25 protein-coding genes and 3 pseudogenes are annotated in these 26,348 nt (G+C 72.8%); 4 read left to right on the top strand and 24 right to left on the bottom strand.

Translation table 11 applies throughout. From position 1 onward, the window contains the following. Positions 1–149: 149 nt before the first annotated feature. The 5 genes and pseudogenes from RM590_RS30470 to RM590_RS30490 all read right to left on the bottom strand — a co-directional run bounded on the left by RM590_RS30470 (position 150) and on the right by RM590_RS30490 (position 3,955). Positions 150–929, bottom strand: coding sequence for an aminoglycoside adenylyltransferase family protein (locus RM590_RS30470; RefSeq protein WP_311707996.1), 780 nt, complete (start codon positions 927–929; stop codon positions 150–152). A gap of 193 nt (positions 930–1,122) precedes the next feature. After that, positions 1,123–1,455, bottom strand: coding sequence for a MazG-like family protein (locus RM590_RS30475; protein WP_311707997.1), 333 nt, complete (start codon positions 1,453–1,455; stop codon positions 1,123–1,125). A 221-nt stretch (positions 1,456–1,676) separates the two neighbouring features. Then, positions 1,677–1,928, bottom strand: coding sequence for a hypothetical protein (locus RM590_RS30480; protein WP_311707998.1), 252 nt, complete (start codon positions 1,926–1,928; stop codon positions 1,677–1,679). A 43-nt stretch (positions 1,929–1,971) separates the two neighbouring features. Next, positions 1,972–2,646 (bottom strand): hypothetical protein, encoded by a 675-nt coding sequence (locus tag RM590_RS30485; protein WP_311707999.1) that lies wholly within the window; start codon positions 2,644–2,646, stop codon positions 1,972–1,974. Positions 2,647–2,736: 90 nt separating this feature from the next. After that, a pseudogene (locus RM590_RS30490) lies at positions 2,737–3,955 on the bottom strand (helix-turn-helix domain-containing protein). 187 nt (positions 3,956–4,142) lie between these two features. On the opposite strand from RM590_RS30490, the pseudogene RM590_RS30495 reads away from it, so the two are divergent. Beyond that, positions 4,143–4,307 (top strand): annotated as a pseudogene (locus tag RM590_RS30495) (flavoprotein); the annotation flags it as partial. A 108-nt stretch (positions 4,308–4,415) separates the two neighbouring features. Here the strand turns inward: RM590_RS30495 and RM590_RS30500 are convergent. From RM590_RS30500 to RM590_RS30550, 11 genes are read right to left on the bottom strand one after another with little or no spacing between them, the layout of a single operon-like run. Continuing rightward, the gene (locus RM590_RS30500) at positions 4,416–4,706 is read right to left on the bottom strand and encodes a hypothetical protein (protein WP_311708000.1); all 291 of its coding nucleotides are present in this window, start codon (positions 4,704–4,706) and stop codon (positions 4,416–4,418) included. Positions 4,707–4,720: 14 nt separating this feature from the next. Continuing rightward, the gene (locus tag RM590_RS30505) at positions 4,721–5,299 is read right to left on the bottom strand and encodes an NADPH-dependent FMN reductase (RefSeq protein WP_311708001.1); all 579 of its coding nucleotides are present in this window, start codon (positions 5,297–5,299) and stop codon (positions 4,721–4,723) included. Further along, positions 5,299–6,507: an FAD-dependent oxidoreductase gene (locus RM590_RS30510; protein ID WP_311708002.1), complete on the bottom strand. Its 1,209-nt coding sequence runs from the start codon at positions 6,505–6,507 to the stop codon at positions 5,299–5,301. The genes RM590_RS30505 and RM590_RS30510 overlap by 1 nt, the downstream gene beginning before the upstream one ends. Positions 6,508–6,534: 27 nt before the next feature. Beyond that, a complete protein-coding gene (gene epsC, locus RM590_RS30515; RefSeq protein WP_311708003.1) occupies positions 6,535–7,143 on the bottom strand; it encodes a serine O-acetyltransferase EpsC in 609 nt (202 codons plus the stop codon). A 43-nt stretch (positions 7,144–7,186) separates the two neighbouring features. After that, the gene (locus tag RM590_RS30520; RefSeq protein ID WP_311708004.1) at positions 7,187–8,590 is read right to left on the bottom strand and encodes a dihydroorotase; all 1,404 of its coding nucleotides are present in this window, start codon (positions 8,588–8,590) and stop codon (positions 7,187–7,189) included. After that, complete coding sequence (locus tag RM590_RS30525; RefSeq protein WP_311708005.1) at positions 8,578–9,708, bottom strand: acyl-CoA dehydrogenase family protein; 1,131 nt, start codon at positions 9,706–9,708, stop codon at positions 8,578–8,580. Before RM590_RS30525 ends, RM590_RS30520 begins: the two co-directional genes overlap by 13 nt. Continuing rightward, positions 9,678–10,733, bottom strand: a complete 1,056-nt coding sequence (locus RM590_RS30530; protein WP_311708006.1) for a PrpF domain-containing protein — start codon at positions 10,731–10,733, stop codon at positions 9,678–9,680. The genes RM590_RS30525 and RM590_RS30530 overlap by 31 nt, the downstream gene beginning before the upstream one ends. Then, on the bottom strand, positions 10,730–12,538 hold the full coding sequence (asnB, locus tag RM590_RS30535; protein ID WP_311708007.1) for an asparagine synthase (glutamine-hydrolyzing): 1,809 nt from the start codon (positions 12,536–12,538) through the stop codon (positions 10,730–10,732). The genes RM590_RS30530 and asnB overlap by 4 nt, the downstream gene beginning before the upstream one ends. Before the next feature lie 37 nt (positions 12,539–12,575). Further along, positions 12,576–13,529 carry a PLP-dependent cysteine synthase family protein gene (locus tag RM590_RS30540; protein ID WP_311708008.1) on the bottom strand — a complete coding sequence of 318 codons (954 nt, stop codon included), beginning with the start codon at positions 13,527–13,529 and terminating at the stop codon, positions 12,576–12,578. After that, positions 13,526–14,335, bottom strand: a complete 810-nt coding sequence (locus tag RM590_RS30545) for an HpcH/HpaI aldolase family protein (protein ID WP_311708009.1) — start codon at positions 14,333–14,335, stop codon at positions 13,526–13,528. The genes RM590_RS30540 and RM590_RS30545 overlap by 4 nt, the downstream gene beginning before the upstream one ends. Continuing rightward, on the bottom strand, positions 14,335–15,198 hold the full coding sequence (locus RM590_RS30550) for a TauD/TfdA dioxygenase family protein (RefSeq protein WP_311708010.1): 864 nt from the start codon (positions 15,196–15,198) through the stop codon (positions 14,335–14,337). Before RM590_RS30550 ends, RM590_RS30545 begins: the two co-directional genes overlap by 1 nt. A gap of 250 nt (positions 15,199–15,448) precedes the next feature. Here RM590_RS30550 and RM590_RS30555 point away from each other — a divergent pair, with 250 nt between their 5' ends. Next, positions 15,449–16,858 carry an ATP-binding protein gene (locus tag RM590_RS30555; RefSeq protein ID WP_311708011.1) on the top strand — a complete coding sequence of 470 codons (1,410 nt, stop codon included), beginning with the start codon at positions 15,449–15,451 and terminating at the stop codon, positions 16,856–16,858. Positions 16,859–16,933: 75 nt separating this feature from the next. Continuing rightward, positions 16,934–17,617, top strand: coding sequence for an ArsR/SmtB family transcription factor (locus tag RM590_RS30560; protein ID WP_311708012.1), 684 nt, complete (start codon positions 16,934–16,936; stop codon positions 17,615–17,617). Positions 17,618–17,657: 40 nt separating this feature from the next. On the opposite strand, the gene RM590_RS30565 is transcribed toward RM590_RS30560, so the two are convergent. From RM590_RS30565 to RM590_RS30595, 7 genes and pseudogenes are all read right to left on the bottom strand, one after another. Further along, positions 17,658–18,443 carry a GNAT family N-acetyltransferase gene (locus RM590_RS30565; protein ID WP_311708013.1) on the bottom strand — a complete coding sequence of 262 codons (786 nt, stop codon included), beginning with the start codon at positions 18,441–18,443 and terminating at the stop codon, positions 17,658–17,660. Positions 18,444–18,485: 42 nt separating this feature from the next. Next, positions 18,486–19,529, bottom strand: coding sequence for a glycoside hydrolase family 5 protein (locus RM590_RS30570; RefSeq protein WP_311708014.1), 1,044 nt, complete (start codon positions 19,527–19,529; stop codon positions 18,486–18,488). A 49-nt stretch (positions 19,530–19,578) separates the two neighbouring features. Continuing rightward, on the bottom strand, positions 19,579–19,872 hold the full coding sequence (locus RM590_RS30575) for a hypothetical protein (RefSeq protein WP_311708015.1): 294 nt from the start codon (positions 19,870–19,872) through the stop codon (positions 19,579–19,581). Next, positions 19,856–21,085 carry an argininosuccinate lyase gene (locus RM590_RS30580; RefSeq protein ID WP_311708016.1) on the bottom strand — a complete coding sequence of 410 codons (1,230 nt, stop codon included), beginning with the start codon at positions 21,083–21,085 and terminating at the stop codon, positions 19,856–19,858. The genes RM590_RS30575 and RM590_RS30580 overlap by 17 nt, the downstream gene beginning before the upstream one ends. Beyond that, the gene (locus RM590_RS30585; protein WP_311708017.1) at positions 21,082–22,170 is read right to left on the bottom strand and encodes a pyridoxal-phosphate dependent enzyme; all 1,089 of its coding nucleotides are present in this window, start codon (positions 22,168–22,170) and stop codon (positions 21,082–21,084) included. The genes RM590_RS30580 and RM590_RS30585 overlap by 4 nt, the downstream gene beginning before the upstream one ends. A 40-nt stretch (positions 22,171–22,210) precedes the next feature. Beyond that, entirely contained in the window at positions 22,211–22,963 is a 753-nt protein-coding gene (locus RM590_RS30590) for a class I SAM-dependent methyltransferase (protein WP_311708019.1), read from the bottom strand. A 274-nt stretch (positions 22,964–23,237) separates the two neighbouring features. Continuing rightward, positions 23,238–23,678, bottom strand: a pseudogene (locus RM590_RS30595) (alpha-amylase); the annotation flags it as partial. A gap of 269 nt (positions 23,679–23,947) precedes the next feature. On the opposite strand from RM590_RS30595, the gene RM590_RS30600 reads away from it, so the two are divergent. Then, entirely contained in the window at positions 23,948–25,204 is a 1,257-nt protein-coding gene (locus tag RM590_RS30600) for an exo-alpha-sialidase (protein ID WP_311708020.1), read from the top strand. Between the two features lie 46 nt (positions 25,205–25,250). Here the strand turns inward: RM590_RS30600 and RM590_RS30605 are convergent, their stop codons facing one another. After that, positions 25,251–26,345 carry a LacI family DNA-binding transcriptional regulator gene (locus RM590_RS30605; protein ID WP_311708021.1) on the bottom strand — a complete coding sequence of 365 codons (1,095 nt, stop codon included), beginning with the start codon at positions 26,343–26,345 and terminating at the stop codon, positions 25,251–25,253. Positions 26,346–26,348 lie beyond the last annotated feature (3 nt).

Consider the following 26,348-nt stretch of genomic DNA (forward strand, 5'->3'; position numbering starts at 1 on the left):
CCCCAGCAAGGCACCGGATCGCAGCTCATACCCGGCCGTCTCGCGCGATTCGGCTGGGGGCACCTCGCCGCTCCCCCAGACGGAGTCTGGGGGAGCGGCGAGGTGCCGTGACTGGCGTCGCGGGCCCGGGCGGGAACTCGATACAGGCCCTAGGGGGCCAAGCGCTCGATCTCGCCGGCGACATGGGCGGCATACGACCGCACCCGTGACCCGAGGTCGTCCCAGCGCTCCCGCTCCTCGCCCAGGTAACACGCCCGCGCGCGGGCCAGCACCGGCCGGTGCTCCGCCGGGAGGCGGGCGAGCGCCCAGTCGGCCGCCGCGTCCTTGGACCTGATGTCCCCGGTCACGAGCGTCGTCCAGATCCGGGCGAGCGTCAGGACCACGTTGCGGGTGTCCTCTGCCAGCTCCGCCAGCAGATCCGGCACCCCGGCAACGATCGCGCGGCGCAGGTCCCCGGGCGGGACGGGATCGAGCACCTCGCCCGGCGGCGGCCCGAACAGCGGGGCGTTCCCGAGCAGGACGACCGTGATCAGCGGGGCGAGGTCGGGCATGGGCCCGGGTGCCGGCGTCTCGCCGCGTTCGTAGTCGGCCCGCAGCCACTCGCCGTACTGGAACTCGCAGCGCGGCGGATAACGCCAGGGCCGCACCTCGGACTGCACGACGACGGTCAGCTCGACGGGCCGGGCCGGCGCGCCGGAGACATCGAGCAACCCCTCGACGAGCGCCCGCCGTTCCGCCTCCGTCGTGGACCGCCGCACGACGGCGAACACATCCACGTCGCTCGTCGGCCGGGTACCGCCGAGCACCGCCGAGCCGTGCAGATACACGCCGAGGACATCCGGGCCCAGCACGTCGCGCACCAGCAGCACGACCCGCTCGACCTGCTCGGTCTCCGTCAACGGCCCGCCCCGGGTCTGGTCATCGCTCACGGCGGGCAGCATAGGCCGTCCCCCGGACGGCGGTTGTGCAACGCGTGTGGCCGCGGGCACCCAGACGGATGGATCTGCACACTGTGCGCTTCACGCCGCCGCCGGAGCGCGGCCACCGTCGGCAGGCAACCTGTGCCTCCAGGCGTTGCTCTCGACATCGACAACCATCAGCCGGGGCCATGGGACTCATAGTTCACGCGGTTGGCTCCGCCGCAGCAAGAGAGCGGTCGGCGACGCGGTTGAGGTGATACTCGAATACCTTCTGTGCGTCGGGGTTGATGGTCGCCAAAGACACCATGCCTGTGAGGATGACGTCGCAGAGTTCTTTCTCCACGTCGGTCCACGTGTGGCTGGCGCCCTTCCGCGGGTTCGATCCCATGGCACCGTGAATGGCCTCGGCGACCTCCCCGGCCTCCTCCTGGATCTTGAGTACGCGCAGCAGGCGGGTCAGCTCCGGGCTGTGGTTGCTAGTGGCGTCGAGCCATTCCACGAGGCGCTTGATCGTGGTCCAGGTCGCCGAGTCCATGTACTCACCGATTCGTGATGGAGATGGGGTATCGGCCGTCAGAAGAGGGTTTCTGCGGCCGGCGTGGCGGACGAAGCGGACACTACCAAGGGGTTGGTGGCCGGAAGGCGCAGTTCGGCCGACATCGCGGAGTGGCCGGTCAGCGTACCCGGGGTCGGATTCGAGCCGACGCGTTCGGCGCGTTGCAAGCGCTCCCGCTCCAGGCGCCCCGGCCTGTGTCGTCATCGTGCTCTCCGGCGCAGGCGTGGGTCGTAGCGGCGGGTGGCCCACAGAACGGTGGTGCGGCGCATGGTGAGGGTCTCGCCGGTGGCGAAGTGCAGGCGTTTCCCGCCGCGCGGGAGCGTGGTCATGTCGGCCACGGTGAACGCCTGGCCGCCGACCATCACTTGATCGCCGCGTCGCACGGTGCCCGCGTCGACCTCCACGCCCACGAAGGCGTAGTGCTGGTGGCTGGGTATGAGGTGCGCGGTCAACAGGATCTCCGGTGGTGGTGGTTGGTGGTGGCCCGGCCGGGCTTCATTTCCGTGGCGGACAGTCCGGGGCGTGGGCGAGGAGCTGGCACCCCCGGACGGTGGCCAGGACGCGGGCCTGTGCGCCGAGCCGGGAGGCGAGGCTGCGGGCGCACAGCACGCAGTCGGCGCCCATCCACTGGCGGAGTGTCAGCCGTCCGTCGAGGTCCACACCGGCAAGCTCGGGCGGCGCGAGGCACAGGTGCCGCGTCCCTTCCGGGTGACAGGTGTGGCAGGCTGCGCAGGGGATCAACGGCCGGGTGGCGGGCAGGGGTTCAGCCACGGCGCAGCCTCGGGCGGAGCTCGGCCCGCAGCGCGCCGAACAGTGTGTCGGGATCGGTGAGGCAGTGTTCGTCGGCTGGGTCAGCCACCTGATGGACGATCCGGCCGTGGCCGTGGGCCCGCAGCGCCAGGACGCGGGCGGTACCGCGAGGGACCGGCCCGCGCCGAGCACGGCAACGCCGGGCACCCGCTCCTCCCAGCCGTCCGCCGCCCCGGGAGCCACGAGCCAGGTCAGCATGTCCTGCACCTGGTCCTGCACCACCGGCCCGGTCCGGTCCAGCAGGCGGGAGAGGACGCGCCTGCCCACGAACTCCGGCAACTGAACGGCGTCGAACCACCGGCCGCACGGCAGCAGTTCCACGCCGTGCGCGGGCATCCATTCGGGACTGCGAGTCTGCACCAGAAACCCCCTGCGTCATCGACGATTCATTGATGACGCAACGTATGTCTCTGATCACCCATGAATGTGAATCAGGGGAATATTCGCTGGTCAGTCATCCAGACGGAACCTTGACGACATCCGGCGCAGCCTCTCGGGCACCCCGGCGCGCTCCGCGCCGCGGATGCGGCGCAGGGTCGCGCGTGCGAGGGGATGGTTCCGGATGAGCTGCGGCGCGGTCGCTTCCGCCGCCTCCAACTCGGCCAGCGCGCGGTCGCGTTGCCCCGACCAGAGATAAGCGCGCGCCACATCCAACCGGTAGTGGCCACGCCGGGACCGGGGGAGCGAGGCAACGGCCGCCGCGTCCATCTCCTGGTGCAGCCGCAGCGCCTCGTCCTGCTCGCTCATCTCCAGTTCTACGTTCACGCCGTGGATCGCGACATTTCCCGCGCTGAACGTCAGGCTGTGCGGGTCGATGACCGGCGCCGGGGCCATGCGTTCGGCAGCCTCCCGCGCCTGGTCGATGCGGTGCCTCGCCTCGGCGCCCCGAGAGCCCCGCGCGGCCGACACTGCGGCTCGGAGGTGCAGGCTGCCCCAGACTCGGGCGGCCAGTGGGTCGCCGCGCTCGTAGAGCGGTTCCACCGTCCGTAGCGCTTTGTCCGACAGCGCCACCGCGTCATCCCAGTCGGCGGTGGCCCACATGTCCCACACCCGCATCCAGTCGGCCACGGTGGGCAGCAACTCGTCACCGGACCGGGCCGCGGCCCAGGCAGCCCGTTCGCAGGTCATCGCCACCAGCTCCGGGTGGCCCAGCGCGTGCGCGGCCGTGTGCCCGAACTTGCAGGCGATGGCGTACACGCCGAACGCCTCCTCCCGTTCCCGGCCGTCGGAGACCTCGGCCAGGGCCCGGGCCTCGCGCAGCAGGTCGGGCAGCGCGGAGAGGATCGCTGTGTTCCGCGCGTTGTCCCGCATCCCGTGCAGCGTGGTCGTCTCCTGCCAGAGCCCGGAAGCCGGGCGGGGCTGCCCGTCGAACACGGGGGAGAGGTCGTAGCGGCGGAGCTCTCGTATGATCGCGGCGGCCGACACCTCCCACTGGTTCTCGGCGGCGGGTCCCCGGTACGGGCGCTCGATCAGGTCGTTGGGGGATGTGCAGCACGCTGGCGATGCCGTTGATCACGCTGGTGCGGTCGAGTTCGATGCGGCCCTTCTCGGCCTTGGACACCCAGCCCTGGGTGCGGCCGAGAGCGGCCGCGACATCGGCCTGCGTGAGGCCGAGGCGGAGCCGCGCATCGCGCATCCGGTGCCCGATGGACTGTGCCTCGTCCATCACGCCCCGATTCCGGAGCGGGGATACGGGGGCAGCACGTCGCGCATGATGTCTCCAGGTTCGTCCTGCGGTGGCACTCAGGACGGTACCCCCGGCAGTAGCCGGGCAACAGCGAACTGCCCCGCCCCTGCCGGGGAACGGGTGCCGGTGGGGAGTTGCGCATGCTGGCGCGGCGATGTGGACTCCGCGCATGAGCATGCGCGTTCTCTACCTGCTCGCCTCCGCCGCACCGCCCGTCCAGTACGTTGACCGCGCGATCCGCGACGCTCAGGCCCGGGGATGGGACGTGTGTCTTGGGCTGACACCGACTGCGGCCGGGTGGATGAGGGACCGGCTCCCGGAGCTGGCCGAGCTCGAAACGCCCGGCCCGCATGGGCGATGGGGCTCGTGAGCCCGTTCATGCCCCCTTGAGACGGCGCGCGGTGACGGCGGCCCCCCGAACGGCCGCCGTCACCGGCGGCGTTCACGGCGCGCCCGGTCGTCCGGTCAGTTCCGCGTCGCGGGGGATGCCCGCGATCGTCTGCTGGTCGAAGTTGACCGCGCTGCACCAGCCGCCGAGCGACAGCCGCAGCCAGATGTCGCTGATGATCGTGCCCTCGACGACCCTGTCGCCGAAGGTCCAGCCGTCCGCGTCGTAGCTCGTGCCGTCGTCGGGCAGCAGCAGGTCGATGACGGGCGCCTCCAGCGAGGGGCCCGAGCGGACGTTCGCGTCGCGCCAGATGGGACCCGCCGGGAAGGTCTGGTCACTGGTCATGGTGAATTCCTCTCTCAGGGGGCCCCGACGGACGCGGGGACGGGAACGGTCTGCCGTTCGCTCATCGACAGGACCTGGGCGATCATTTCCAGCAGTTGGCCCCGGCAGTGCGCGTCGCCGGCCGTGCCCGTCGCGTCGAACGGGCTGGCCTGGGTGACGACCACCCCCAGCGGGGTCGGCCAGCCGCGCAGCGCGTGGCTGATCGTGCGGAGCGTGCCCAGCGTGGACACGGTGCCCTGGGTGCCCGTGCCGATGGCGACGCAGCCGATGGTGCGCCCGTCCAGGAAGATCCGGGGGCCGGCCAGGTCGTTGACGTAGTCCAGGGCGTTCTTCAGCAGCCCCGAGACGCTGCCGTGGTAGGTGGGGGAGATGAGCACGACGCCGTCGGAGCGCCGCAGTTCGCGCAGGAACTCGCGGATGCCCGGGTGGCCCTCGGACAGGCCCGGGCGGTAGAAGGGGAAATCGAGCTCGGCTCCGGTGAAGACCCGGGTCGTCGCCCCGTGCGCGGAGCACTGCTCCGCGCACCACGTGGCGATTCTGTCCGATGTCGAACCCACCCGGAGCGAGCCGCTGACCAGGACGATGTGAGGCATCACGACCGCTCCACTTCGAGTCGGGCCCCGGCGGGCCGCCAGTCGACGACGTCGAAGATCGCCGCGTCCTTGCGCCCGCGGAACCGCATCATGCCGTTGCGGACGAACTCCCTGAACCGGCCCGCGCCCTGGTCGGTGTCGCCCTGGCGGCGCGAGTGCAGCACCACCTTGGCGGCCCGCGCCACGCGCCGGCCCTCGTACGCCGCGAGCGCCGCCGCCACGTCGGCCGCCGCCGGTGAGGCGGCCGAGCCGAGTGCCTCGGCGAGGACGACCGCGTCCTCCAGCGCCATGTTCGCGCCCTGACCGAGCGCCGGGACCATGGGGTGGGCGGCGTCGCCCAGCAGGACGGCCCGGCCGTCCGTCCAGCGCGTCACCGGGTCCCGGTCGTGGATGTCGGTCACCAGCACGTCGTTCTCGGCGCCCTCGATCAGCCGGACCACCGGCGGGTGCCACCCGGCGAGCGCCTCCAGCAGCGCGCGCCGCGCGCCGGCCGGGCCCTTGGCGGGCCACATCCCGGGCGGCGCGGTGATCTTCGCCGTCCAGTACATGGTGTCGTCGCCGACCGGCGCGACGAAGAGCTGGAGACCCCGGCCGTTGGCGACGAACGGCCGCGGGTACATCTCCGAGCCCCGGGTCCGGCCGCGCACCGAGGAGTAGCCGCGGTACTGCGGCGGCCCGTCGTTCAACAGGGCCTCGCGGATGACCGACTTGATGCCGTCGGCCGCGACCAGCACGTCCGCCGTCAGCGTCCCGCCGTCCGACAGCCGCACGGTCACCCCCTTGGGGTCCGCGTCGTAGCCGGTGACGGAGGTGCCCAGCCGCACCGTGGTGCCCGCGGCGACGGCCTCCTCCGCCAGCGCCGTCTGGAGCGCGGTGCGCAGGATGAAGACCGGCGGGGCGCCGAACCGCTGGCCCACGTCGCCGATCGGGTCCTCCGACAGCACCTTCCCGGCCGCGTCCAGCAGCAGCCGCTTCTCGTCCGGCCGCACGACGTGCCCGGTGGCGCGGATCCTCCTGCCCAGCCCGGCGCCGATGGCGTCGGCCGCGGCCACGCCGTTGGGGTAGAGCGCCAGGCCGGAGCCGACATCGGCGAGGCGCTCGGCGCGCTCGACGACCGTGACCGCGAGACCGGCCCGGGCCAGCGCGGCGGCCGAGGCCAGCCCGCCGATCCCGCCGCCCGCGACCACCGCGGTGATCTTTCTCGTCATGTTCGAACTCCCTGTGCGACGGTGGTCTCAAGCACTGCGATCGACCCGCATCACCGGCGTGACCGGCACGACCTCGGCCAACGGGGCGCGCACGTGCGCATAGCTGGGGACGTCCCGCAGGATCAGCGCGTGCGCGCCGATCACCGCGTGGTCGCCCACCGTGACCGGGCCCAGCACGCTGGCGTTCGCGCCCACGGTCACGCCGTTGCCGAGCCGCGGGTGGCGGCGCGTTCCCGGCGCCAGGTGCCGGTCGTGCCACCAGCCCGTGGAGCCGAGGGTCACCTGGTGGAACAGCGAGACGTCGTCCCCGATAATCACGGTCTCCCCGATGACCACCCCGGAGCCGTGGTCGATGAAGAACCGCCGCCCGATGCGGGCCCCGGGATGGATCTCGATGCCGCCGGTGACGATCCGCATGACGGCGCACACGGCCCTGGCCGTCCGGTACATGCCCCACCGGTAGAACCGGTGGCCGACCCGGTAGCCGGCCACCGCCAGCACGCTCGGGTGCAGCAGCGCCTCCGTCCGCGACCGCACGGACGGGTCTCGCTCGACCACGGTGTCAAGTGCCTCCAGCCGGTTGCGCAGGAAGCCCCCGCACCGCCTGCGGATGCCTGAAACGGGGTTGAACGCCATGCGAAGCCTGCCTTCCGAAGTGGTCCGCTCCTGCCCCCGGCCCTCAGCCGCGATCGCCATCGCACTGCCGCGGCGACAGCCAGCGCCCCTCGAACGTGCCGAACTTCCCGCTCTCGGCGTCCCAGACGACCCGCCCGGCCCGGATCGTGCGCAGCACCCGGCCGGTCATCGTCCAGCCCTCGTACGCCGACCAGCCGCACTTGGACCGCACCTCGCGCGCGGACAGCATCCAGGCGTCCTCCGGCGCGAACACGACCAGGTCGGCGTCGGCCCCCGCTTCCAGCCGGCCCTTGCCGGGCAGCCGGAACAGCTCGGCCGGGCCCGAGGACAGAAAGCGCGTCAGGCGGGTGATCGCGACGTCCGGGTCCTCCTCCGGCCAGCGCCGGCGCATCCCGGTCCATACCGCGACCGCCAGCTCCTGCACGCCCGGCAGCCCGGGCGGCGACTGCTGGACGCCCCGCGTCTTCTCCTCGATGGTGTGCGGCGCGTGGTCGCTGCCGATCGTGCTGGGCTGCCCGGCGCGCAGCGCCCGCCACAGCCGGTCCTGGTCCGCCTGCTGGCGGATCGAGGGCGACAGCCGGGTCCGGGCGCCGAGCCGCCTGGTGTCCGCGTCGGTGAACGACAGATGGTGGCCCGTCACCTCGAACGTGACCGGCATCCCGGCGGCGCGGGCCGCGCACACCAGGTCGGCCTCCTCCGCGCTGGACAGATGCAGGATGTGCGCCTTCGTGCCATGCCTGCGCACCAGTTCGATGACCTTGGCGACCGCCGCGATCCCGCCGCTGCGCGGCCGGCGCGCCTCGTAGTCCTGGTAGCTGTCCGGATCGCCCCACCAGCCGTCCAGCAGCGCGAACAGCGAGTCGTCCTCGGCGTGCAGGACGAGCTGCACGTCCGCCTCGGCCGCGGCGATGAACGCCTTCTCCAACTGCACCGCGTCCCGGATCACCGTGGGCGCGGTGTGGTGGCCCGCCATGAAGATCTTGGCGCTGGTGGCGATCGAGGACTCCACCTCGGCGATGAGCTCCGGCCGGTCGGGGTCCACGCCGATGTGGAACTGGTAGTCGACCAGCGAGTGGCCGGCGACCAGCGCCGCCTTCTCCCGCACTGCCTCCGGCGTGAGCGTCGGCGGCACCGTGTTCGGCATGTCCAGCACGGTCGTGACGCCGCCGGCGACGGCCGCCCGGCTCCCGTGCTCCCAGTCCTCCTTGTGCGTGAGCCCGGGGGTGCGGAAGTGCACATGGGAGTCAATCAGCCCCGGCAGCACGTACGCGTCGCCGGCGTCGACGACCGGCACGCCGGCGGGCGCCGGGCCCGGGCCCAGCACCGCGGCGATCCGGCCGTCCCTGACCAGCACCTGCCCCGGGCGCACACCGCGCGGGGTCACCAGCTTCCGGGCGACGACGGCCAGTTCCGCGTCCCCGGGGGCGGTCGCGTTCACTTCGGCCATGTCGCCGCCACCAACTCCCGGCACAGGTCGTTCGTCGGTCCCATCAGGCCCACCGCGCGGGCGTCGGCCAGCAGCCGGTTCAGCCGGGAGGCGGTCACATAGCCGGCCGAGCCCAGCATCCGGGCCACGTCCAGGCAGATGTCCTCGGCCACCCCGGACGCGTGCAGCTTGCTGTGCAGCGTGGTCAGGCCCGGGTTCGCCGCCGTCCGCGCGCCGGCCCGTTCCACGATGGCCGCCGCGGACTCGATGCGGGTGGCCAGGCCGACCATGCGGTGCCGCACCTCCGGCTTGCCGAACAGCCCGCGCTTCTCCAGATGGCCCGCGGCCAACTGGAACGCGGCCCGCGCCACGCCCATGGACACCGCGCCCAGCGTGGCCCCCGACTCCCGTACGCCGGCGATGATTTCCGGCGCGCGGCCCTCGGGCCCGAGCCGGTCGTCGTCGGTCACCACACAGGAGCGCAGCGACACGAAGCCGGTCGCGGACCCCCGCATCCCGACGAGGTCGAGGCTCAGGTCGGGCACCAGCCCGGGATTGTCGGCGGACACCAGGAAGAACGTCTGCCCGGTGGACCCGTACACGCTGTCCGTGACCTCGGCCGGCTCCTCGGTCTGCACCAGCACCAGGTAGATGTCGGCGACGGAGGCGCCGGTGGTGAACGACTTGGCGCCGTCCAGCACCCAGGCGCCGTCGTCGCGCCGCACCGCGGTGCTGCTCAGCTTCCGCTTCGCCGCGCCCGCCCCGGTCTCGCTCCACGCGGAGGCCGCCAGCAGCGAGCCGTCGGCCAGCGCCGGCAGCAGCGTCTTCTTCTGTCGCTCCGAACCCCATTCGGCGATGCGCGCGCTCACCGCGAAGTGCTGGAAGGCGATGATCGCCACCGAGGGGTTCACCAGGGCGAGCTTCTCCACCACGGCGTTCACCGTGCGCGCGTCGCCCCCGGCGCCCCCGTACTCGACGGGCACGGCCGTCGCGAGCACGCCGGATTCGCGTAGTTCCGCCAGGACCTCGTGGTCCGGCTCACCCGTCGCCGCCGTCCGCTCGGCCGATTCGTACAGCCGGGTCAGCAGCGCGGGCGAGATCTGGGTCCTCAGGAGGACATCGCTGTCTCGGCCAGGCATTGGGCAATCTCCTCGAAGTGCAGGTAGGCCAACGGTTCGAGCAGGAAGGAACCCTGGAACGTGACGCGCTTGCGCCCCGCGGCGGCCCACAGCAGGGCCGGTCCGCCGTCGCGGTCGGCGGTGGCGGCCGTCACCGCCGTGTCGCCGCCCGGGGTGGCGATGTCGATCAGGCCGTCCACGCAGCCCATCTCGTGGGCCACGCGCCAGGGAATGGTGCCGGGGACCTGGATGGCGCTCCCCAGGCACACCGCGCCGGTCAGCGCGATCGTCGGATGCCAGCGGGGCACGGAGATCGCCCGGGCGGCGATCCTCCCGGCCTCCATCGGCATGATCGCCGCCACCTTGGGGAACGCCCCCTCGGCCGGCCAGTCCAGCAGACCGGCGGCGGCGACCCGGATCCGCGACAGCCGGTCGAACAACGCGGCGTCGGCGGAGAACAGTTCGCCGTGGTCGCGCAGGCCCAGGCTCCGCGCGTCGACGAACACATAGGCGTTGCCGGAGGACACGAGCGACACCTCGTGCCGCTCCCCGTCCACGGTCAGTTCGGTGGCCGGTTCGCCGGTCAGCAGCAGCCGGGTCACCGGCACCGCGTCCGGCCGCACGAAGTAGACGGTGAACTGGACCTCGTCGCGGTCCACCCCGTCCACCTCGCAGACCACGCTGTCGCCGTTGTTGAGGACGTTGACCCGGATCCGCTGACCGGCGGTCAGCTTCGGCAGCACGCCCGCCCGTTCGGCCGCCAGGACGGCCGAGAGGATCGAGTGGCCGCAGGAGCCCCGCAGGTCGAAGCGGTCCGGCCCGCCGGGCAGCGCCTGCACGAACCGGTAGTCCAGGTCGAACATGGGGTGTTCGGACGGCTCCATCAGCGCGAACTTCAGCACGTGCGCGCCGCCCGCCGCCGCCAGATAGCGCCGAACCTCGGTGAGGCTCTCCAGCAGCTTCGCGGTGTCCTGCGGCAGCCGGCTGGAGTCCAGGACGATCGTGGGGCACGGGCTGCCGGCCGCGTAGGCGAGGTGGCCGATCACGCCGCCACCGCCACGGGTTCGGCCCGGCGCGCCACCACCGAGAACTGCTCGCGCCACACCTCGTGCACCAGCAGCGCCCACAGCGTCAGCGCCACGGTGTCGTCCGGCCGGTCCGCCTGCGCGGCGAACAGGCCCTGGACGGCGCCCGGTTCGAGCTGGCCGCCGGCCCGCAGCCGGGGCGTGCTCAGCAGGTCGCGGGCGAAGTCCCACAGCGGCCAGCCGGGCGTCAGCATGTCGGTGATGGGCAGCGTGAACGGCTGCTTGGGCCGGTTCAGCACCGCGTCGGGCAGCAGCCCGGCCGCCGCCGCGTACAGCGTCCGCTTCACCTTGCCGTCCCCGATGCGCAGGTGGTCCGGCAGGTGCCGGCCGGCCCGCACGACCGACCGCTGGCAGAACGGCAGCCGCACCTCCACCGAGCTGGCCATGCTCAGGTGGTCGACCCGCCGCAGGTGGTAGGCGGGCAGCCGGTAGCCCAGCTCGAACTCCGTGATGCGCTCCAGCGCCGTCCCGCCGCCGTCGCGCAGCAGGTCCAGCGCCTCGGCGGGCAGCGCCGGGGTGCCCCGCGTGAACGCCCGGTACTCGTCGGTGTACAGGCCGTACCGCCGGTGCTTCGGCAGCACCGCCAGCGCGTCGAGATAGCCCGGGTACCAGTCCTCGCCGGCCGCCGCGGCCCGGGCGGCGGCGTGCATCCGCGCGTAGCCGCCGAACACCTCGTCGGCCGCGTCCCCGGTCAGCGCCACCTTGAAGCCCGCCTCGCGCACCGCGGCGAACAGCGCGTGCGTGCTCAGCGTGATCGGATCCGCGTTGGGCTGCCCGAGGTGCCAGACGACGTCCTCGATGAGGTCGGGGAACGTGGCGGGGTCGATCTCCACCTGGTGGTAGGTGGCGCCCGCGCGCTCCGCCGCCTGCCGGGCGAAGCGCCGCTCGTCGAACGGCCAGGAGCCCCGGTAGGCGATGTTGAACGAGTGCAGCGGCCCGTACTCCGCGGCCAGCACCGTCACCAGGCTGGAGTCCAGCCCGCCGGAGGTGATCACGGCGACCGGCACGTCCGCGACCAGCAGCCGGCCGACCTCAGCGCGCAGTTGCTCCCGCACCGTCGCCCCGGCCGCGGTCTCGTCGGCCGCGACGGGCCGCGCGCGGTCCGGCTCGCGCCGCACGGCGCGCGGCACGCCGCCCAGCTCGCACACCATCGTCGTCGCCGGCGGCAGCACCTGGACGTCCTCGAACATCGTCCGCTCGCCGAACGGCGTCTTGCTCGCCAGGTACGCGTCCAGGCCCGGCGCCCACACGGCTCCGCTCAGCGGCCGGAACGCCAGCAGCGCGGGGATCTCCGAGGAGAAGTGCAGCGACCGCTCGGCCGGGTCCCACCGGTAGTACAGCGGCTTCATCCCGATGTGGTCGGTCGCCAGCAGCAGCTTGGGCTCGGCGCGCCGGTCCAGCACCGCGATGCTGTACATGCCGTCCAGCAGATCGACGAACGACTCGCCGTACGCGTCGTACAGCGCCGGGAGGATCCCGCCGTCGCAGCGGTCGGGGAACGAGTAGCCGAGCCGCCGCAGATTCCGGCGCAGTTCGTCGTGGTTGTAGATCTCGCCGTTGAACACGACCGTGATCCGGCCGTCCAGGTCGTAGGGCTGGCGGCCGCCGTCGAGGTCGACGATCGCCAGCCGGTTGTTGCCCACGCCCCACCCGTCGGCCCGGGCGCTTCCCGTGCTGTCCGGGCCGCCGTGCCGTTGCAGCGCGGCGACGGTGCGCAGTTCGTGGGGGGTCGCCGTCGCGTTGAAGTAGCCGTAGATTCGGCACATTTCAGCTCATCCTCATTCGCCGATGCGGAACGCGGGCCTAACCGAGCGCCATCGACAGGTACCGCTCGCCCGTGTCGGGGAAGACGGTGACGATCGTGGCCCCGGCCCACCGGGGTTGCTGGCTCGTCAGGCGGCTCGCGTACGCCGCCGCGCCCGAGGAGACGCCGACGAGCAGCCCGGTGGCCCGGGTGACCTCGCGAGTCGTCGTCGCGGCGGCCTCGTCCGGCACCGCGACGACCTCGTCGATCAGATCGAGATCCATGATCTCCGACACATAGCCGGCCCCGATGCCCGGAATGCCGTGCGGACCCGGCTCGCCGCCGGACAGCACGGCCGCGGACGCCGGTTCGACCGCGACCACGTGCACCTCGCGGCGCTCCTTCAGATAGCGGGCGACTCCGGTCAGCGTGCCGCCGGTGCCCACCCCGCAGACCAGCACGTCCACGTCGCCGCCGGTCGCCGCCCAGATCTCCGGCCCCGTCGTCTCGTAGTGGGCGCGGAGGTTGGCCGGGTTGGTGTCCTGGTGCGGCAGCCAGGAGCCGGGCGTGGCGCGCTGCAGCTCCTCGGCGAACGCCCAGGCGGCCGGCAGCCCGTCGGTGGCTGGCACCGAGATGATCTCGGCGCCCAACTCCCGCAGGATCTGGCGGCGTTCCTCCGTGGCGTTGTCCGGCATCACGATGATGCAGCGGTGGCCCCGCACCGCGCACAGCGCGGCCAGCGAGATCCCGGTGCTGCCGGAGGAGCACTCGATGACCGTGCCGCCGGTCGGCGGCAGCAGCCCCGACTCCTCGGCCTCGGTGAACATGTACAGCACCGCGCGGTCCTTGACGTTGGCCAGGGGGTTGAACATCTCCAGCTTCGCCAGCAGCCTGGCCCCCGCCGCCAGGCCGGGCAGCCGGACATCCAGCAGCGGTGTCTCCCCGACCAGTTCCTCCATCGACGCCACCACGCGGCCGGCCGCGGTCCCCGGGTGCAGCGTGGTCCCCGTCATCGCGGACCACTCGCTTCCGGCGCGCCGGCGGCGGCCAGGTGCGCCGCGGCGATCTGCGCCAGGTGCGTGATGTCGCTGGAGACCGTGGCGAACGTGAAGCCCTCACCCAACTGCCGGGCCGCGGCGGCGCCGTCCATGCAGTGGATGCCGCAGGCGACGCCCGCCCGCTCGGCCGCCTCCGTGATCCGGATCAGCGCCTTGCCGAGGTTCGCCTCGACCTCCGGGTCCCCGAAGTACCGCCCGCCCAGCGCCACCGAGAGGTCCGCCGGACCCACGTAGACCGCGTCCAGACCGGGCGTGGCGCAGATCTCCTCCAGGTTCTCCAGCGCGGCGGCGGTCTCGATCATCACCACGCACGCCACCGCCTCGTCCAGCTCGCCCGGGACCGAGCCGAGCCGCAGCTCGGCCCGAACGGGCCCGCCCAGACTGCGCGTTCCGTTCGGCCAGTGCCGACACGCGGCGACCGCGACGGCCGCCTCCTCCGGCGTGTTCACCATGGGCACGATCACCGCGCGGGCGCCGGCGTCCAGCGCCGCGCCAATCGCGATCGGGTCCACCGACGGCACCCGGATGACGCCAGCGGCGCGCTGCCCGGCGTCCACCGCCAGCATCGCCGTCTGCCAGCCGGTCACGCTCATCACGCCGTGCTGCCCGTCAACCCCGATGTAGTCGTAGCCGACCCGGGCGACGCGCTCGGTGCCGATCGGGTTGTCGCACGCGATCCAGTACCCCACCAGGCGCTCCCGGCGGCGCAGTCGCGCGACGAACGACTCCGGCCCGCCCGTGCCCCGCTCCCGCGCGGCCATCAGTCCTCTTCCTCGCGCATCGTGTAGCTGGACTTGCCGTCGAGGCCCACCGGCACATCGCCGGTGATCGACACCCGGTGCAGGACCCGCTTGTGGTGGTCGTAGTCGTTGACCGCGTAGTGCTGGGTGCTGCGGTTGTCGAAGATCAGGACGTCGCCAGGCCGCCAGGTCCAGCGGGCCACGTTCTCCGGGCGGCGGACATAGGACTGGAGGACGTCGATGATCGGCCGCGACTCGCGCAGCGACATGCCGACGAGGCGCTGCGCGAACCCGCCGAGGAACAGGCTGGGTTCGCCGGACTCCGGGTGCACCCGCACCACCGGGTGCGCGGCCTCGAACCGCTTGGCGAGGAACGCCTTGCGGACCTCCTCGCCCCGCTCGGTGCCCAGCCTCGGCTGCTCGGCGTGGTTGGTGTGCACCGCCCACAGCCGGTCCGCTATCTCCCGCAGCTCGGCGGGCAGGTCCTTGTAGCCGACCGCCCCGTTGGCGACCAGGGTGTTGCCGCCATAAGGAGGCAGCACCACGCTGCGCAGCGTCGTGCCCAGCGACGGGGTGAGGGTGAAGCTGATGTCGGTGTGCCAGTGATTGGCGCGCTGGTCCTCGCCGTCCACCGGGATCACCTGCGGCGCCCCGTCGACGGTCCGCATCATCGGGTGCTTCTGCGTCAGCGGCCCGAACCGGCCGGCGAAGGCCAACTGGTCGGCGTCGGTGATCTCCTGATCGCGGAAGAACAGCACCTTGTACTCGAGAAACGCCGCGTGGATCTGCGCGAAGACGGAGTCGGAGAGCTCGGAGCTCAGGTCGACGCCGGACACCACCGCGCCGATACGTCCGCCAACCTTGGCGATATCAAAGCCGGACACGATTTCATCCTTTCTTGGACGACCACTTGATTCCTGGTTGTGCGACGCCGGTCATTCAACTTGACAGGGTCTGGGAAACGGAAGGGCCGATCGTGGTCAGGTTGGTTAGTGTCAAGTCAGAACGGTCAGGGACCACCCGACCCCCCGCTGACCACGGGGACGACCTGACAAAGGGGGAACCAACCTGACAGAGAAGGGCGTGACGCCTGGCCAGCGCGGGAGCGAGGACAACACACGGGAGAGTTCGAACATGACCGACACCTGGCGGGAAACGCAGCAGACGCAAGAGGAAGGCACATTGCTTTCCGTATTTCTGGGCCAGCTCAATTGGTCTCCGGAAAGGCTTGCCCGGGAGATCAACAAGGCCGCGGGAAGTGGCACGATCAGCCTCAAGGCGCCTTATGGATGGCTCAAGGGTTCGTATCCGCGAGGCGAGATTCCCCGAATCGTCGGTCAGGTTCTCTCCGCGCATCTCGGGCAGCGGATCTCCCCGGCCACGATCTGGCCCGGCCGTTTCGCGGCCGGCCGGAGCGGCGGCCCGGGGGCCGAAACGCCAGGCACCGCCGCGGGCGCCCCGGAGGCCGCCGACGGCGCGGACGGCATGGACGGCGGCGAACGGGAACTGTGGGCCGAACTGGAGGAGATCCTGCCGCTCCACCGCGACAGCGTGCTCTCGGCCGCCGTGGACTGGCTGACCGACGAGGGACCCCGGTTGCGCGCCCGCACCGAGGGCCTGCCGGCCGGCTCCGAACTGGTCGCCGCCGTCGGTGACCGCATCCAGCAGCTCCGCACCCTCGACGAGGCCCAGGGCGGGCCCGCCGTCCTGGACTGGATGGTGCACGACCTGCGCTGGATCGCCCGGCTCCTGCGCACCTGCGCCCACGACCGCGACCAGGCGCTGCGGCTGCACCGCGACATCGCCGAACTGGCCCAGCTCGCCGGCTGGCTGGCCACCGACCTGGGCCGGGACGCCGCCGCCCGCCGCTACTACCTGCTGGGCCTGCGCGCGGCCACCGTCGCCGGCGACCGGCCGCTGGGCGCCTACATCCTGTCCTGCCTGGGCTATCAGGCGATGTGGAACGGCCAGGACCGGCCCGCGCTCCAGCTCGTGCGCATCGCGCGCAAGGGCCTGGGCGACCGCGCGGACCGCCGCCTGCGCGCGCTGCTGGCCTCTCGCGAGGCGCGCGTGCACGCCAAGCTCGGCGACGAATGGGCGTTCCACCACGCCGCGTTCGAGGCGACGGAGCTGTGCGTCCTGCCCGCCGCCCCCGCCGAGCCCTCCTGGGCGGGCTGGGTGAGCCCCGCCGTCCTGATCGCCGACGCCGGCCGCGCCTGGCTGGACCTGGCCCAGCCCGAACGCGCCGAAAACGACCTGTCGCGCGGCCTCGAACTGCTGGGCGAACAGCAGCCGCGCGACCGGCTTCTGCACAGCATCTCGCTGGCCAGCGCCCGGCTGGCCCGCGGCGAGGCCGACGGCGCGGCGGACGCCGTCCGCGGTGGACTGGCTCTGCGCCCGCAGCTCCAGTCCGAACGCGTCCGCACCCGCCTGGCCCGGGTGCGCGAGGAGTTCGCCGCGTGTGACGCCGCCCCCACCCGCTCCGCCGTACTGGAGATCGAGGACGTCCTGAACATGAACTACCCAGTCGCTCTTACGATCTAACGACTTTTAGAGTAGTAGTCTCCAGGAGGATGCCGCAAGAGCGAGTCATCCGGGACCCGGAGACCAGGGGGGCGCGTGACCGACTTTGTGGAGCTCCAGGTGTACACGCAGCTTGCGCGGATCGGTAAGGCCCTGGCCAGCCCCGTGCGGCTGCGTCTCCTGGATGTGCTGGAGGCGGGCGAATCCGACGTGGAGAGCCTGTCCGTCGCGTCGGGCGTGGGCCTGAAGAACACCTCGGCCCAGCTTCAGCAGCTCCGCAACGCCAACCTGGTCAGCACCCGGCGCCAGGGCAACCACGTCTACTACCGGCTGTCCGGCCCCGAAGTCTCCGCCTGCATCGGGGCGTTGCAGCACTGCGCGGAGACCCGGCTCGCCGAACTGCGCGACGCCATCGGCGACCTGTTCGGCGACGCCGAGGAACTGCGGCCGGTCACCGTGGAGGAGCTGCGGGACCGGCTCAGCGACCCCGGCACCATCGTCGTCGACCTGCGCTCCGCCCAGGAGTACGCCCAGGGCCATGTGCCCGGCGCCATCTCGCTGCCCGCCGCCGACCTCTCCGAGGCCCTCGGCCGCATCCCCCGCGACGTCGAGGTCATCGCCTACTGCCAGGGGCCCTACTGCGTGCTGTCGCCCCACGCGGTGCGCACGCTGCGCGGCCACGGTATCCCGGCCCGACCGCTGGACGGCGGCATCGCCCGCTGGCGGCGCGGCGGCGGGGCCGTCGAGACGGGCGAGGAGGCCGAACCCGGCCCGGCCTAGGAACGCGCCGGGCCGGACCGGATCAGCGCCGCCGACGGCGTCACGCGGGCGCCGGTTGGTACAGAAAAGGCGTGGTGGTGCTCAGCCTCGTGAATCCCAGGCGGCCCAGAATCGGCGCGCTCTGGTCGGAGGCGTCCGCCTGGAGGAAGCGGTGGCCCCGGGCGGCCGCGATCCGGGCGCGGTGGGCGATCAGCGCCCGGTAGACGCCCCGGCCGCGCCAGCCCGGCGCGGTGCCGCCACCCCACAGGCCGGCGAAGTCGCGGCCCAGCGGCAGCTCCACGCGCGCCGCGCTCACCGGCTCCCGGCCGGCCATGGCCACGACGGCGGCCACCGTGTCCGGCGCCTCGGCCAGTTGGGCGAGCAGCAGGCTTCGCAGCCGGTCCCCGCCGCCGCCGAACGCCCGCTCGTGGACCTCCGCCATGAGGTCGACCCCGGCCGCGTCGGTCACCGGGCACAGCCGGACGCCGTCGGGCAGCTCCACCCGGGCGGCCAGGTCCGCCGCCTCGGCGACCATCAGCGACTCGGTGGGCTCGGGCGTGAACCGGGCCGCCAGCAGCCGGGCGGCCAGATCGGCAGGTTCGTCGTGGGCGTACAGCTTCCACTCGAACTCCCGGCCGAGCGCGGCGAAGTGGCGCACCTGGGCGGCGATGGCCGCGTCCGCCGAGTCCGCCGTGAGGCCCGACCACAGGACCCCGTTCCAGCCGCCGGTGGCGTCCGCCTGCCGTACCACCCCGTTCACCCTCTCGACGCGGGCGCCGGCCGTGTCGGCCGGCGCCTCCCGCCGCATCTGTCGATCGAAGAGCGCGAGTACCGCTTCCTGGTCCATCGGGCCACCTCAACAGGCGCCCGGACCCGCGGCAACCGCATTTCAGGTGATGCGGTCGCGCACCCAGACGCCCGACTCCTTGAGGGCGCCCGGGTCCGCCCACTGGCCGGCGTCGCACGTGCCGGTCCGGAAAACGGCGCCGGAGCGGAAGTCGTCGGAGTAGTTCCAGTTGGTCCAGCTCACACCCTTCTCCGCCATCAGGTCGAGATAGCGCTGGGCCATGGCGAAGTCGTGGGGGCCGTCGCCGGTGTACTCCTGGGTGCCGAACTCCGTGACGAACATGGGGATCCGGTCCGCCGCCCGGGACAGCGCCGACAGGTACTCCTCGCGGTGCGAGGCCGCGTAGAAGTGGAAGGTGTACATGATGTTCTCGGCGTCCACCGGGTCGGCGACGACCTCGGACTCGTTCGAGCCGTCCGACACCCCGAGCGAGGACCAGGCCCGGGTGCCGACCAGGACGACCGCGTCGGGGTCGCCCGCGCGCACGACCGGGACCATCTCCTCGGCGTAGCGCTTGATGGCCGCCCAGCTCACGCCGTTGGGCTCGTTGGCGATCTCGTAGAGCACGTTGTCCTGGTGGCCGTGGCGCTCGGTGATGTCGGTGAAGAACTGCCGGGCCAGCGCCGTGTTGGCGTTGGGGTCGCCCGGCGAGAGCATGTGCCAGTCCACCACGACGTACATGCCGCGCTCGGTCGCCTGGTCGATGACGCGGCTGGCCAGGTCGGTGAAGTACGCCGGGTTCGTCTCGTAGCCGTCCTCCTGGACATACGTCGACACGCGCAGCACGTCCGCGCCCCAGTCCTGGGCGAGCACGTCCAAGGACTCGTCGGTGACGCAGTGCTCGAACCACTGCGTGCCGTGGGTGCTCATGCCGCGCAGTTGCACCGGGGTGCCGTCCTCGCCGCAGAGCGTGGTGCCGCACACCGTCAGCCGGCCGTGCTCGGCGAACGGGGTGGCCGCGGCCGGCGCGGGCGGGCCGGACGTCAGGGCCCCGGCCGCGCCGGGCACGGCGGCGGCGCAGGCGCCCAGCAGGCCGGCGGCGAGGGCGAGGGCACGGGGGCGGCGGGGTGTGGGGGGATTCGCCATGGCCGTCCTTCCAGTCGCTGGTGAACGTAAGTCCAACTCCCGCAGGGGGTCAATGGGTCGGTGGTGGACGGCGGGAGAAGTGCCGGGCGGTGGGGACCAGCGCGCAGCCGCCCAGCACCGGGCCCGCCCCGAACGCGCCGATCGCCGGCGCGATCACCGTCAGCCCGAGCGCCGCCGGGGAGAGCGTTCCCTCCAGCACCGCGAGCCCGAGGACGAGCGGCAGCGCCCAGGTCGCCGGCCCCGCGGCGGTCGCCGCCGACCACAGCCGCAGGAACGCGCGCTCCCGCAGCGGCGAACGCGCCGGGTGCGCCCTGGCGCCCGTGGCCTCAACTCCCTTGGCCATTCGGCTCCATGACCGGCCGCACGCTGCCGGCCGCGCTCAGCGCGCGGTGCAGCGCCAGCTCGGCGGTGGCGCCCTCGGCGAGCACGATCCCGGTGCAGCCCCGCTGGTCCCCGACGTGCGCCACGCGGTCGCCCGGCGCCAGCGTCGGGTACCACTCGGGCGCGCCGGGGAACGCCGACAGGTCATCCAGCCCCCGCCAGCCGGTGAGCGTGCCGGGGCCGTCGGGGTAGACGAGCACGAACCCGCTGGCCGGTCCGGTGCCGGGCGGGGCGTCGAGCAGCGCCGGGCGGCGGCCGAGAGCGGTGTCGATCTCGGCCTCGTAGACGTTGACGCCGAGGCGGCGGCACAGCGCCTCGCCGACCAGGGCGCCGCCGATGCGGCGGTTGATCTCGACCAGTTCGGGGCCGTCGGCGGTCAGGATGAACTCCACGTGCGCGAAGCCGCTTTCGTGCCCCACCGCCGCCAGCAGCGCGCCGGTCCACTCCTCGACCCGGGCGGACTCGGCGTCCGGCAGCGCCACCGGGAACGCCGCGGCCTCCTCGCGGACGGCCGGCTCGGGCGACAACTGCCGGCTGTGCACGCCCAGCAGCCGGGTCCGCCTCGCCCAGCTCAGCGTCTCGGCGCTGTAGAGCGGCCCGGCGACGAGCGGTTCGGCGAAGAGCCCGCCCTTCAGGGGCGCGCTCGCGGCGGCCGTCAGCGCGGCGCGCAGCGCGTCCTCGTCGCGCGCCAGCCACACGGAACGGGAGGACGTTCCGGCCGAGTCCTTGAGCACGGCGGGCAGCCCGATCGAGCCGATCACCTCGGCCGCAGAGCCGGGGCCGGGGTCCACGGGCAGCGCGCGCAGTTGGCTGAGGCCGCGTTCGAACAGCAGGGCGCGGACCCGGCGCTTGTCGCGGATCAGCCGGACGGCCGCCGGATCGGGCCCGGGCAGCCCCAGCTCGGCGGCGAGGTCGGCGCCCGGCACGCTGAACGTGTCGGTGCAGTTGATCAGTCCGGCCAGGTCGGGGTACCGGCCCAGCGCGGCGGCGCACGCGGCCGGGTCGCCCGTGTCGGCCGCCACGACGTCCAGGGCGCCGGGGTCGAGCCGGGCCAGCTCGTGACGGTAGACCGCGCGGTCCTGGGTGAGCAGGCACAGCCGGTGCCCGGCGTGCGCGGCGGCCCGGACCAGGTGGCCCAGGCCGAAGGTCAGGGCCTCCAGGGCGGCGATGGTCATGTGGGGAACTCCTCTCCGGCGGCGGGCGGTTGGGGCAGGGACCCGGGTGGGCCGGCGCCGCGGCGCCACTCCATGACCGACCAGGGCGGCGCGAGGTCGGCGAGCGTGGTGATCTGGTGCGGCTTGAGAGTGCGGGTGTCGGGCGCCTCGCGGTGCCGGGCGAAGGCCCGCTCGGCGTAGCGGTGGCCGGTGTCCGCGCCGATGACGAGATGGGTCCGGGCGGGGTGGCGGGCCGCCTCCCAGCAGGCCGCCAGGTGCGCGGCGCCGGTGGACAGCCCCGCGAACACGGCGTGTTCGCGCAGCAGCCCGACCGCCCCGGCCACGGCGTGCCGGAAGTCGATCCAGTGCAGCGTGTCGTAGAGGGTGTGGCGGACGTTGCCGAACGGGATCGAGCTGCCGATGCCCGCGATGATGGCCTCCGGGTCGCTGAACCGGTCGCTGCCGAACGTGACGCTGCCGAACGGCTGGAGGCCCACCAGCCGCACCGAAAGGCCGCGCCGGCGCAGCGGCAGCACGAGCCCGCCGGTGGAGGCGCCGGTGCCCACCGGGCCGACGACGGTCAGCTCGTTGCCGGGCAGCGCGGCGGCGACCAGGTCGGCGAACTCGTGGTACCCGGCGTAGTGGATCGCGTCGTGGTACTGGCGCATCCAGTGCATCCCGGGCCGCCGGCCGAGGAGTTCGCGCACGCGCCGCACGCGTCTCTCCTGGTCCAGCCGCAGATCCCGGGAGGGCGGCATCTGGTCCACGGTGGCGCCCAGGATCTCCAGTTGCAGGCGCATGGTGGTGTCGACGGTGGTGGAGGCGACGATGTGGCAGCGCAGGCCGTAGCGGTGGCAGGCCATGGCCAGGGCGAGCGCGTAGATGCCGCTGGAGCTGTCCACGAGGGTCTGGCCGGGGGTGATGGTGCCGCGTTCCAGCAGGGTGCGGACGGCGCCCAGCGCGGCGTAGACCTTCAGGGTCTCGAAGCGGGCCAGCACGGTGCGCGGCCCGAGCCGGATCAGGTCGGGGGCCTTGATGGCGTCCGTGACGTGGTCATGGATCACGGGAACGGGGGAGACGGTGCCGTGGGTCGGCGGTCTGGGCATCGCGGGTGTCCTTCGGTGGGGGGCGGCGGGTCGGCGCGGGTCAGGCGGCCCGCGCCGGTGGCCGGGTGCCGCGGACGATGAGCCGGGTGGCGCGCTGGTCGTAGGGGGCGGCGTCGAAGTCGCCGAAACACTCGACGTCCGTGAAGCCCGCCTCCCGGAACAGGTCGCTCAACTCGGCGCCGCTGTAGAGCCAGCAGGTGATCGACGCCTCGCGGGCGGTGCCGTCGCGCACGAGCGTCCAGTCGGTGCGCAGCCGCCGCCAGTCGTCCAGGACGGTGTCGCGCTGCACCACATAGGCGCCGTCGAGCTCCACGACCTGGGGGCGGCCGATCCAGCCGGCCAGCACCTCCTTGCCCAGCACGTCGACCAGCAGCGTGCCGCCGGGCACCAGGGAGTCGTGGGCGTTGCGCAGCACCCGGACGTTGTCCTCGTGGGCGGGAAAGTAGCCGAACGAGGTGAAGACGTTGAGCACCACGTCGTAGGAGCCGGGCTCGACGTGGGTGAGCATGTCCGCGCGGACCAGCCGGGCCGTGACGCCGTCCGCGGCGCAGGCCCCGCGGGCCCGGTCCAGCATCAGCGGGCTGAGATCCACGCCGGTGACGGCGTGGCCGCGGCGGGCCAGCGGCACCAGGAACAGGCCCGGCCCGCAGCACAGGTCCAGCACGCGGGCGCTGTCGCCGAACGCCAGCAGCGGGGATTCCTTGACGAGCCGGGCCACTTCGTCCTGCCGGCGCCGGGAGAACATCGTGTCGGAGAAATCCGACCAAAATGATTCGTCCTCATACCAGTGCATGTCTGACTGAGCCTCTTTTCGGTAGGAGACCCGGGGGAGAGGGAGAAACGGAATTCCGTGATCGCCTCCATGGTGCGCCTCACCGCCGGGCGCACAACGCGGAAAACCGGCCAGAAATTCACCGTCAACTCGCGGGAACCGAACGGCTTTTCGGGCCGACGAAAGTAAGAGGGCTCTCCATGCACTGGTTATTCCCTGAAGAGACGCTTCTCCAAAAACGTGCTCCCGCCCGGCCGGTGCGGCCGGGCGGGAGGGGTTTCCCGACGGTATGGGGTCAGTGCAGATAGGGCCCGGCCTCGCCGACCCGGCCGGGGGCGGCCACGGACAGGGTGCCGTTGGTCACCCGGACGCTGTCACCGGTGACGGCGTCGGTGTAGGTGCCGTTGGGGACGCCGGTGAACGTCGCGGCGTGGGTGACGGTGACCAGCGCGAAGCTGTCCGTCCCGCCCTCGGTGTAGCGGCGCTTGAACGCCATCTGTCCGCTCACGCCCTCGGTGGAGTACTGGCCCTTCTGGAGCGCGGGTATGGCCCGCCGGATCCGGTTGAGCCGCTGCACGTGCTGGACCAGGGGCTGTTCCAGCGTTTCCGCGACGGGTCCGCTCGCGCTCTCCACCACGCCGTGATCGGCGGCGGTGACCTCGCCCTCGACGTGGTCGCCGTAGTAGGCGCGGCCGGTGGTGGCCAGGGGGCAGGTCGGGCCGCAGTCGATTTCTTGCAGAGCGCTGGCAGCGTACCGCCGCGCCCCGGGGTCGAGAAGCCCTCACGCACGCCAGGTGAACGACTCGTCGGCCAGGGTCGTTCACTGCATCCTTTGTGGATGTGAATATCTGGACGCGCCGCCGCTCTTCGCCTACATTGTCAGGAACCTATCAACTTTCCTGATGTACGGCGGAGTTGGCCCATCGTGCCGACCGTTGCGTCTCCGCGTTCACGAGTCCTCCGGACAGTAGCCTCCGCAATCACGCGAGCCGGAAATGAGTTGAATTGAAAACCCTCACACGCCTCACCGCCGCGGTCGCGGCTGCCCTCGGCATCGCCCTGACCCTCCTCGCGCAACCCTCCGGTGCCGCCGCCGCGGTGGACGACCCCGCCGCCTCGGCCGCCCAGTACCACCGCGAGTTCGTCCTGTTCCGCAGCGCCAACATGTCGTCCCCGGACAAGCTTTCCTCCGGCGTCGGATTCCACTCGTTCCGGATCCCCGCCGTGGTGACGACCAGCACCGGCCGGCTGCTGGCCTTCGCGGAGGGGCGGCGGCACAACAACCTCGACTACGGCGACATCAACCTCGTCTACAAGCGCACCCGGACCACGACCGACAACGGCGCCGACCCCGCCGACTGGGAGTCCCTGCGCGAGGTCGTGGGATCGGGCAACGGCACCTGGGGCAACCCCACCCCGGTGGTGGACGGGAACACCATCTACCTGTTCCTGTCGTGGAACGCCGGCGACCGCAGCCTCCTGGGCAACCAACTGCTGCCGGACGGCACCCGCACCAAGCCGGTCGACGCCACCGAGGAGGGCCGGCGCCGGCTCTTCCTGACCACCAGCACCGACGACGGCAACACCTGGTCCACGCCGCGCGACATGACCTCGCAGCTCACCCCGAACGGCTGGGCGTGGGACGCCGTCGGCCCCGGCAACGGCATCAGGATGCGCTCCGGACAGCTCGTGATCCCGGCCCACGGCCGGAACATCATCGGCACCGGCACCCCCGGCAACCGGACCTGGTCCTACCAACTGCTGAACGGCGCGGGCAGCGAGGGCACGATCGCCCAGACCCCCGACGGCAACCTCTACCGCAACGACCGGCCGCTCGGCTCCGCCGACTACCGCCTGGTCGGCCGCGGCACGCTGAACGGATTCGGCGCCTTCAGCGCCGACACGGCCCTGCCCGACCCGCTGTGCCAGGGCTCGGTGCTCTCGTACAACCTCGACTCCCCGGCTCGCACGATCTTCCTGAACTCGGCCTCGACGAGCAGCCGCAGAGCCATGCGCGTCCGCATCAGCTACGACGACGACGCCCGCACGTACACCTACAGCCGCGCCCTCGGCGACGCGCCCGTCTCCGGAGCCGGCTACGAGGGCGGCTACTCCAGCATGACCAAGACCGCCGACTACCGGATCGGCGCACTGGTGGAGGCCGACTTCTTCAACGACGGTACGGGCGGGGACTCCTACCGCTCCATCGTCTGGCGCCGGTTCAACCTCTCCTGGATCCTGAACGGCCCGGACAACCAGTAACTCCCCACCCGGAGCCGCACGTTCCGCCGCGCGTCCCGTCCCGCGCTCACGCCGGACGGGACGCGCCGCAGGAGGACCTGATGACCAGGCGGGGCTGCATGACGAGCTGCCGGACGGGGACGGCCGACGGGTCGGGGGCATCCAGCCGGTCCAGGAGGAGCCGCGCCGCCTGCTCGCCCAGTTCGTTCTTGGGCGGGGCCACCGCCGTCAGGGGCACATCGGCCAGCGAGGCGATCTCGTCGTCGTAGGCGATCAGCGCCAGGTCCTCCGGCGTGCCGAGCCCGTGGGAGCGCATGCGCCGCATCAGCTCGATCGCGTCGTGGTCGGAGTGCACCAGCGCCGCCCGGGTGCCGCCGGCCCGGCACGCCTCGATGAAGCCGTCGTAGTACCGGGTGGCCTCGGCCGAGCCGAGGGTGGGACGGCCGCTGTCCACGACGGGCGCGTCCGTCCCGAGCCCCAACTGCCGGACCGCGGCCCCGTGTCCCTCCCGCACCAGGGCGGCCGTCGGACTGCCGTTGGTGAACAGCCCCACCCGGCGGTGCCCCAGACCCGCGAAGTGCCGGACCGCCGCGAACGCGCCCTGCCGGTGATCGGTGTTGACGAACTCGCAGGGCTCGAAGGGGTCCTGGGGCTCGCGTTCCAGCAGCACGAAGGGCAGCCCGCGGTCCCGCAGGCGCTCGAACACCTCCGGGGGCAGGTGGTGGCCCCCGGCGGAGGCGACCAGCAGCCCGGTGGCGCCGGCCGCGCCCAGCTCCTCGACGTGCCGCGCGTCGTCCGCCCGCGCGTAGTCGGTCAGGCCGATGACGACCCGGGCGCCGCGCTCGGCGGCGACCGCCCGCACCCCGGCGACCACCCGCGGGTAGTAGTACGTCGCCGACGGGACGAGCAGCCCCAGCGTGTGGGCGGCCGGCGCGGTGGCCCCGGCGGGGGGCGGTTCCTCGGCGGCGCGCGGCGTCGCCAGCATGGCGCCACCGCGGACCCGGGCCACCCGGCCCTCGTTCTCCAGGTCGACCAGGTCCCGCCGGACGGTGGCCCGCGAGACGCCGAGGCGCGTGGCGAGCTCGGTGACCTTCAGCCCGCCGGCCGCCTCCAGCTCGCTGACCAGGAGCTGATGCCGCTGCGCGACGAGCATCTCGGCCATGGT

The organism is Streptomyces litchfieldiae, from assembly GCF_031845365.1.
In the GTDB taxonomy this organism is placed as follows: domain Bacteria; phylum Actinomycetota; class Actinomycetes; order Streptomycetales; family Streptomycetaceae; genus Streptomyces; species Streptomyces litchfieldiae.

Excerpts from the sequence above, each read along its gene's own strand:
- RM590_RS30505 (WP_311708001.1), bottom strand. The coding sequence starts at position 5,299 with ATGCCTCACATCGTCCTGGTCAGCGGCTCGCTCCGGGTGGGTTCGACA.
- RM590_RS30590 (WP_311708019.1), bottom strand. The coding sequence starts at position 22,963 with ATGCACTGGTATGAGGACGAATCATTTTGGTCGGATTTCTCCGACACG.
- RM590_RS30525 (WP_311708005.1), bottom strand. The coding sequence starts at position 9,708 with ATGCCTGGCCGAGACAGCGATGTCCTCCTGAGGACCCAGATCTCGCCC.
- RM590_RS30570 (WP_311708014.1), bottom strand. The coding sequence starts at position 19,529 with ATGGCGAATCCCCCCACACCCCGCCGCCCCCGTGCCCTCGCCCTCGCC.
- RM590_RS30545 (WP_311708009.1), bottom strand. The coding sequence starts at position 14,335 with ATGGCCGCGCGGGAGCGGGGCACGGGCGGGCCGGAGTCGTTCGTCGCG.
- RM590_RS30555 (WP_311708011.1), top strand. The coding sequence starts at position 15,449 with ATGACCGACACCTGGCGGGAAACGCAGCAGACGCAAGAGGAAGGCACA.
- RM590_RS30500 (WP_311708000.1), bottom strand. The coding sequence starts at position 4,706 with ATGACCAGTGACCAGACCTTCCCGGCGGGTCCCATCTGGCGCGACGCG.
- RM590_RS30510 (WP_311708002.1), bottom strand. The coding sequence starts at position 6,507 with ATGACGAGAAAGATCACCGCGGTGGTCGCGGGCGGCGGGATCGGCGGG.
- RM590_RS30575 (WP_311708015.1), bottom strand. The coding sequence starts at position 19,872 with ATGGCCAAGGGAGTTGAGGCCACGGGCGCCAGGGCGCACCCGGCGCGT.
- RM590_RS30580 (WP_311708016.1), bottom strand. The coding sequence starts at position 21,085 with ATGACCATCGCCGCCCTGGAGGCCCTGACCTTCGGCCTGGGCCACCTG.
- RM590_RS30585 (WP_311708017.1), bottom strand. The coding sequence starts at position 22,170 with ATGCCCAGACCGCCGACCCACGGCACCGTCTCCCCCGTTCCCGTGATC.
- RM590_RS30520 (WP_311708004.1), bottom strand. The coding sequence starts at position 8,590 with ATGGCCGAAGTGAACGCGACCGCCCCCGGGGACGCGGAACTGGCCGTC.
- RM590_RS30565 (WP_311708013.1), bottom strand. The coding sequence starts at position 18,443 with ATGGACCAGGAAGCGGTACTCGCGCTCTTCGATCGACAGATGCGGCGG.
- asnB (WP_311708007.1), bottom strand. The coding sequence starts at position 12,538 with ATGTGCCGAATCTACGGCTACTTCAACGCGACGGCGACCCCCCACGAA.
- RM590_RS30540 (WP_311708008.1), bottom strand. The coding sequence starts at position 13,529 with ATGACGGGGACCACGCTGCACCCGGGGACCGCGGCCGGCCGCGTGGTG.
- RM590_RS30605 (WP_311708021.1), bottom strand. The coding sequence starts at position 26,345 with ATGGCCGAGATGCTCGTCGCGCAGCGGCATCAGCTCCTGGTCAGCGAG.
- epsC (WP_311708003.1), bottom strand. The coding sequence starts at position 7,143 with ATGGCGTTCAACCCCGTTTCAGGCATCCGCAGGCGGTGCGGGGGCTTC.
- RM590_RS30475 (WP_311707997.1), bottom strand. The coding sequence starts at position 1,455 with ATGGACTCGGCGACCTGGACCACGATCAAGCGCCTCGTGGAATGGCTC.